Source organism: Hydrogenophaga sp. (assembly GCF_028698005.1).
Classification (GTDB): Bacteria; Pseudomonadota; Gammaproteobacteria; order Burkholderiales; family Burkholderiaceae_C; genus Hydrogenophaga.
In genome coordinates this window covers 1-6,578 of sequence record NZ_JAQVEJ010000161.1, presented here as the reverse complement: position 1 = coordinate 6,578, position 6,578 = coordinate 1, and the positions used below count along the sequence as shown (strand labels likewise).

Genomic DNA, 6,578 nt, shown 5'->3' with positions numbered 1-6,578 from the left:
CTGATCGAGCGCCAGTTGCGCAACGCCGACCAGGCGCTGGGCCGCCAGCCCGACGCCGCCGCGCGGCCCACGCCCACGCAGTACAGCCTGGACATGCTGAACGTGGCCTCACGCTACGAACTGCCGCGCATCATCGCCGCGCTCAAGGCGCGCGGGCATGGCACCCTGTGCTTTCACGGCGCACCCGGCACCGGCAAGACGGCGCTGGCCGAACACATCGCCAGGGAGCTGGACCGCCCGCTCATGGTCCGCCGCGCCAGCGACCTGGTGAGCAAGTTCGTCGGCGAGACCGAGCAGCAGATGGCGGCCATGTTCCGCGAGGCGGAGGCGGAAAAGGCGGTGCTGCTGCTGGACGAGGCCGACAGCTTCCTGCAGGACCGCCGACACGCCCAGCGCACCTACGAGGTGACCGAGGTCAACGAGATGCTGCAGGGCATGGAGCGCTTCGCCGGCATCTTCGTGTGCACCACCAACCTGATGGACAGCATCGACCAGGCGGCGCTGCGGCGCTTCACCTTCAAGATCCAGTTCAGGCCGCTGCGCCCCGAGCAGCGCGAGCGCATGTTCGTGGTCGAGGCGCTGGGGGGGGACGAGGCCGCCCTGACGGAGAGCATCCGCGCACGCCTGGCGAAGCTCGACCAGTTGTGCCCCGGCGATTTCGCGGCGGTCCAGCGTCAGGTGCAGATCCTGTGCGAGACGCTGGCGCCCGAGGAATTCCTCGCCCAGCTCGAAGCCGAGCACCGCATCAAGCCCGAGGTGCGCGAGGCGCGGGGCATGGGCTTCCTGCACTCGGCCTGAGCAGGCCCCAGTGCCCCCGACGCTCAGCGGCTCCAGACGCCCTGGCGGCGGTCCTCGACGCGTTTGGCCTTGTGCGTGGCGCGCGGCAGGGTGTCGGGCGGCAGGATGACCACCTGCGCGCTCACCCCGGTGACCGACTTGAGGTGGCCGGCGAAGCGCGCGGCCAATGCGGCGTCCTGCGCGGTGTCGATCGCCGTGCGCTCGATCTCGACGGTCAGCCGGTCGAGGTGGTTCTCGCGCTCGACGATCAGCCGGTACTCGCCGGTCAGGTCGTGATCCTTGCGCGCGATCGCCTCGATGTCGCTCGGGAAGATGTTCACCCCCTTGATGATCAGCATGTCGTCGAGCCGGCCGTGCGTACCCAGCATGCGCTGCGAGGTGCGGCCGCAAGCGCAGGGCTCGCTGGTGAACGAGACGATGTCGCCGGTGCGGAAACGGATCATCGGCCGTGCCGCCTTCTTCAGCGTCGTCAGCACCAGTTCGCCGCGCTCGCCGTCGGCCACCGGCGCGCCGGTTTCCGGATCGAGCACTTCGACCAGGATGTGGTCCTCGGCCCAGTGCAGGCCGTGCTGTTCCTCGCACATGCCGGCGCAGGAGCCGAAGATGTCGGACAGGCCGTAGTAGTCATAGACCTTGGCACCCCACAGTGCCTCGATGCGCTGGCGGGTTTCCGGGATCGAGCCGCCGGGCTCGCCGGCGACGAAGATGCGCCGGATCGCCAGGTCCTTCTTCGGGTCGATGCCTTCCTTGATCGCCGTTTCGCCGAGATACCAGGCGTAGGAGGGCGTGGTCCAGATCGCGGTCGCCTGGAACTGCCGGGCGATGGTCAGCAGGCGCTCGGACGGCACGGTGCCGGCGTGGATCGACAGCGCGCCGAGCTTCTGAGCGCCGAGCACGCACGGGCCGCCGACGAACAGCGAGAAATTCAGCGAATGGCAGTAGCGGTCTTCCGGGCGCAGGCCGGAGGACCAGAACTGGCGCGCCTCGTAGTCCATCCAGTCGTCGAAATCCCGGGCCGTGAAGGGCGAGGCGGTCGGCACACCGGTCGAGCCGCTGGAGGCCGAGATGTAGACGATGTCGCGCTCGGGCACGGCCACCAGGTCGCCGAACGGCGGCACCGCTTCCTGGCGCTGGCGCACGATCTTCTTGTCGATGAAGGGGAAGCGGCGGATGTCGGCCAGCGTCTTCACATCATCGGGGTGCACGCCGGCGGCGTCGAAACTCGCCTGGTAGTAGGGCGAGTTGGCATAGGCGTGGTGCAGGTGCTGCTTGAGCAGGTCGAGCTTGAGCGCGTCCCAGTCGGCGCGCGACTGCGTTTCCAGTGCCTCGTTCCAGTAGCGGCGCGTGGCCGTTGTGTCGTGGTCGGTGATGGACATCGATCGGTGGGTTTCCGGGAAAGAGGGCGATTGTCCGGCCAGATGGCCCCGGGGCGAACGACATCCTTGTCATGAACTCATAACCGGTCGCGATGAGACGAACGGCCGTGCCGTGTCCCATTCAGGACCCGGTTCGGGTCGTTGCGGCCCGGGTCATGCGGGGCGCGCAGATCGGGCTCACGCCCCGGATTCGAGCGCCAGGCGTGCGAATCGCGGCAGCAGCGCGGCCGCTTCCGGGGTGGGTTGCACGGCCTGGCGCACCTGCGTGGCATCGATGCCGGATTTGCCCAGGGCCGGGGCCATGACATCGGCGTAGGCGCGCATCGCCGGGGCCGAAAACTCGGGGTGGAACTGCACGCCCCAGGCCCGCGCGCCGACGCGGAAGGCGTGGTGCGGGTCGTGCGCGTTGCCGGCCAGGGCCTGTGCATCCTCGGGCAGGCGGCGCACCGACTGCCAGTGCACGGTCTGCGCGGCAAAGCGCTGGGGCAGCTCGCCGAACAGCGGGTCACCGTCCGCCGCCGGGCGGCGTTCGATGAGCGCGGTGCCGATCTCGACCCCCTGCGGGTGCTGCCCCACCTCGCCGCCGAGCGCGTGCGCCAGCAACTGGTGACCGTAGCAGATGCCCAGCAGGGGCACGCCGCCGGCGACCGCGGCGCGCAGCCAGGGCACCAGGGCCTCGCTCCAGGCCTCGCGGTCGCTGACCATGGCGCTGGAGCCGGTGACCACGACACCGGCAAACGACTCCGGCGCGGGCGGCAGCGGCGCATCCTGCACGCGCGCGTCGTGCACGATCACCGCGGAGGCGCCGCCTGCGCGCAGGCCGGCCTCGATCCAGCGGTCGAAATCGCCGAGCTGTTCGCGGATGGGGGCAGGGGCGGAACCGGTCTTGAGAATGAGCAGGGGGCGGGGCGACGGCATGGTGTCCGGATTCTAGGCACGGGCATGAGCGGCTTGGGCGTGCCCCTGCAACCACCCGTCGCCCGGACGGGTGGCGTCCCCGATCCGCGTCAGAGAAAGGTGCTCACGATGCGCAGCACCTCGTCGCCGTAGGCCTCGCGTTTTTTCTGGCCGATGCCGCTGATGCCTTCGAGGTCGGCATGGCTGCGCGGCATGGCCGCGGCGATGCCGCGCAGCGTCGCGTCGTGGAAGATGACGTAGGCCGGCAGGTTGTGTTCGCGCGCGACCTCGGCGCGCCAGGCCCTGAGTGCTTCCAGGCATTCGCGCCCGGCCAGCGGCAGCGGTGCGCCGTCGGGCGCCACGGCGTCGCGTGCCGCGCGCCGGCTGCGCCCGCTGCCACCCTTGCCCGCGGCGGTGGATTCGCGCAGCCAGACCTGCACCTCGCCGCGGAGGATGGGGCGTGCCCCCCCGGTCAGGTGCAGGGTGTTGTAGGGTGCCTCGTCGACGCGCACGGCCTCGCGGGCGATGAGCTGGCGCAGGATGGCGCGCCACTGCGATTCGTTCAGGTCGGTGCCGATGCCGAAGGTGCTCAGCTGGTCGTGCCCGTACTGTGTCACCTTGTCGGTGCGCTTGCCGCGCAGGATGTCGGTGATGTGACCGGCGCCGAAGGCGTGGCCGCTGGTCTGCTGCACGCGGTAGATGCACGAGAGCGCCTTGCGTGCGGCCTCGGTGGCGTCGTGCAGCGCGGGCGGGTGCAGGCAGTTGTCGCAGTTGCCGCAGGGCGTGCTCGGTTCACCAAAGTAGGCCAGCAGGCGCACACGCCGGCAGTCGCTGGCCTCGGCCAGCCCCAGCAGGGCATCGAGCTTGCCGCGCAGCACCTGCTTGAACTCGTCGGCCGCAGGGCTCTCGTCGATCATGCGCCGCTGGTTCACCACGTCCTGCAGGCCGTAGGCCATCCAGGCGTTGGCCGGCTCGCCGTCGCGCCCGGCGCGGCCCGTCTCCTGGTAATAGCCCTCGATGTTCTTGGGCATGTCCAGGTGCGCCACGAAGCGCACGTCGGGCTTGTCGATGCCCATGCCGAAGGCGATGGTGGCCACCATGATCAGGCCGTCCTCGCGCAGGAAGCGGTCCTGGTGCTGCTGGCGCACCGACGACGCCAGCCCGGCGTGATAGGGCAGGGCGTTCAGGCCGTGGGCGTTGAGCTGGGCGGCGATGTCCTCCACCCGCTTGCGCGACTGGCAGTAGACGATGCCCGCATCGTGGCCGCGCGCGTGGCTGTGCTCGTCGCGGATGAAGCGCAGCAGTTGTTCGGTGCCGTCCTTGCGCTCGACGATGGTGTAGCGGATGTTGGGCCGGTCGAAGCTGCTGACGAAGCGCTGGGCGTCCTGCAGTTGCAGGTGCGCGGCGATGTCCTCGCGCGTGAGGTGATCGGCCGTGGCGGTCAGTGCGATGCGCGGCACACCGGGGTAGCGCCCGCTGAGCATGGCCAGCTCGCGGTACTCGGGCCGGAAGTCGTGCCCCCACTGGCTGACGCAGTGCGCCTCGTCGATGGCGAACAGCGCGAGCTGCCCGCGCTCGTGCAGCGCATCGAGCTGGGCCAGGAAGCGCGGCGTGTTCAGGCGCTCCGGCGCCACGTACAGCAGCGTCAGCCCGCCGCGCCGCAGGCGCCGCTCCACGTCCTGCGACTCGTCCAGGCTCAGGCTGGAGTTGAGGAAGGCCGCGTCCACACCGGCCTCGACCAGCGCGCCCACCTGGTCGTGCATGAGCGCGATCAGCGGGGAAACGACGATGGTGGTGCCGTGACCGGCGCGCTGGCGCACGATGGCCGGGATCTGGTAGCACAGGCTCTTGCCGCCGCCGGTGGGCATCAGCACCAGCGCATCACCGCCCTCGCACACATGGGTGACGATGGACGCCTGCGGGCCGCGGAAGGCCTCGTAGCCGAACACCTGCTGCAGCACGCCGGCGCAGGTTTCGAGGGTTTCCCCCTCGGCGGAGATATCGATCAGCGACACGGCTCAGGCACCAGTGTTCACATCTGCTCCCAGGGCAGGCCGTCGTGGCGCCAGCCATTGAGGCTGGAGCGCTTGAATTCATCGTTCAGATCGCCCTCGAAGCCGTGCAGCACGTGCGACACGTCGGTGAAGCCGGCCGCTTCCAGGGCCGCGCCAGCGTCGCGTGTGCGCTTGCCGCTGCGGCAGATCAGCAGGACCGGGCGGGCCTTGCTGCCGGCCTCCGCCTCCACCGCGGCGGCGAAGCGCGCCGGGTCGGGGGTCAGGTCGGGGTACTCGTACCAGGGGATGTTTTCGACACCGGGCGGGCGGCCGACGTACAGCGACTCGATCTCCATGCGCACGTCGACAAACAGGGGCGGCTCCTGGCCCAGCGCCGCGCGGCGCTCGGTTTCGGCCTGCAGCCAGGCCCAGGCGTCGGTGGGGAGCAAGTCTTTCATAGCCCCGTATTGTCGGTGATGGCGCGCCTCGGCCGCCACGGGCCGCAAAGACCCTGGCCGGCCCGGCGACCGGGCCGCAAACATACAATCCCGGGCATGAAGCCGACCGCCTACACCCGCGCCCAGGCGCTGCCCGAGATCCTTCAGCGCCGCATTGTCATCCTCGACGGAGCCATGGGCACGATGATCCAGCGCTTCAGGCTGGACGAGGCGGCCTACCGTGGTGAGCGCTTCAAGGACTTCCACAAGGACGTCAAGGGCAACAACGAATTGCTGAGCCTGACGCGGCCCGACGTCATCCGCGACATCCACGAGGGCTACCTGGCCGCCGGCGCCGACATCATCGAGACCAACACCTTCGGCGCCACCCGCATCGCCCAGGAAGACTACGACATGGCCGATCTGGCCTACGAGATGAACGTGGCCTCGGCCCGCATCGCCCGCGCGGCCTGCGACAAGTTCAGCACGCCCGACAAGCCGCGTTTCGTGGCCGGCGCGCTCGGCCCCACGCCCAGGACCGCCAGCATCAGCCCCGACGTCAACGACGCCGGCGCCCGCAACGTCACCTTCGATCAGTTGCGCGCGGCCTACTACGAGCAGACCCAGGGCCTGGTGGAAGGCGGCGCCGATGTGTTGCTGGTCGAGACCATCTTCGACACCCTCAACGCCAAGGCCGCGCTGTTTGCCATCGAGCAGTTCTTCGACGACAGCGGCGAGCGCCTGCCGGTGCTCATCAGCGGCACCGTCACCGATGCCTCGGGCCGCATCCTCAGCGGCCAGACGGTCACGGCCTTCTGGGCCAGCGTGCGCCACGTGAAGCCGCTGGCCGTGGGCCTGAACTGCGCGCTGGGCGCCACGCTGATGCGGCCCTACATCCAGGAACTGGCCAAGGTGGCCGGCGACACCTTCATCAGCTGCTACCCCAACGCCGGCCTGCCCAACCCCATGAGCGAGACCGGCTTCGACGAAACGCCCGAGGTCACCAGCCGTCTGCTCAAGGAGTTTGCCGACGAGGGCCTGGTGAACATCGTCGGCGGCTGCTGCGGCACCACGCC

The 6,578-nt window shown here is 69.9% G+C and carries 6 protein-coding genes; 2 read left to right on the top strand and 4 right to left on the bottom strand.

Features of this window, described 5'->3' with window-relative positions:
- The coding region (locus tag PHQ87_RS13405; RefSeq protein ID WP_300235278.1) for an ATP-binding protein at nt 1–798 on the top strand (798 nt) is incomplete at its 5' end.
- 23 nt (nt 799–821) lie between these two features.
- On the opposite strand, the gene PHQ87_RS13400 is transcribed toward PHQ87_RS13405, so the two are convergent.
- From PHQ87_RS13400 to PHQ87_RS13385, 4 genes are all read right to left on the bottom strand, one after another.
- Nucleotides 822–2,174 (bottom strand): phenylacetate--CoA ligase, encoded by a 1,353-nt coding sequence (locus PHQ87_RS13400; protein ID WP_300235276.1) that lies wholly within the window; start codon nt 2,172–2,174, stop codon nt 822–824.
- Nucleotides 2,175–2,351: 177 nt separating this feature from the next.
- Nucleotides 2,352–3,092, bottom strand: a complete 741-nt coding sequence (locus PHQ87_RS13395) for a glutamine amidotransferase (RefSeq protein WP_300235273.1) — start codon at nt 3,090–3,092, stop codon at nt 2,352–2,354.
- A gap of 89 nt (nt 3,093–3,181) precedes the next feature.
- The gene (gene recQ / locus PHQ87_RS13390) at nt 3,182–5,080 is read right to left on the bottom strand and encodes a DNA helicase RecQ (protein WP_300235281.1); all 1,899 of its coding nucleotides are present in this window, start codon (nt 5,078–5,080) and stop codon (nt 3,182–3,184) included.
- 23 nt (nt 5,081–5,103) lie between these two features.
- Nucleotides 5,104–5,523: a rhodanese-like domain-containing protein gene (locus tag PHQ87_RS13385; RefSeq protein ID WP_300235270.1), complete on the bottom strand. Its 420-nt coding sequence runs from the start codon at nt 5,521–5,523 to the stop codon at nt 5,104–5,106.
- A 96-nt stretch (nt 5,524–5,619) separates the two neighbouring features.
- On the opposite strand from PHQ87_RS13385, the gene PHQ87_RS13380 reads away from it, so the two are divergent.
- Nucleotides 5,620–6,578 (top strand): homocysteine S-methyltransferase family protein (locus PHQ87_RS13380; RefSeq protein WP_300235267.1); only part of this gene is annotated, 959 nt, incomplete at its 3' end.

Excerpts from the sequence above, each read along its gene's own strand:
- PHQ87_RS13385 (WP_300235270.1), bottom strand. The coding sequence starts at position 5,523 with ATGAAAGACTTGCTCCCCACCGACGCCTGGGCCTGGCTGCAGGCCGAA.
- PHQ87_RS13400 (WP_300235276.1), bottom strand. The coding sequence starts at position 2,174 with ATGTCCATCACCGACCACGACACAACGGCCACGCGCCGCTACTGGAAC.
- PHQ87_RS13395 (WP_300235273.1), bottom strand. The coding sequence starts at position 3,092 with ATGCCGTCGCCCCGCCCCCTGCTCATTCTCAAGACCGGTTCCGCCCCT.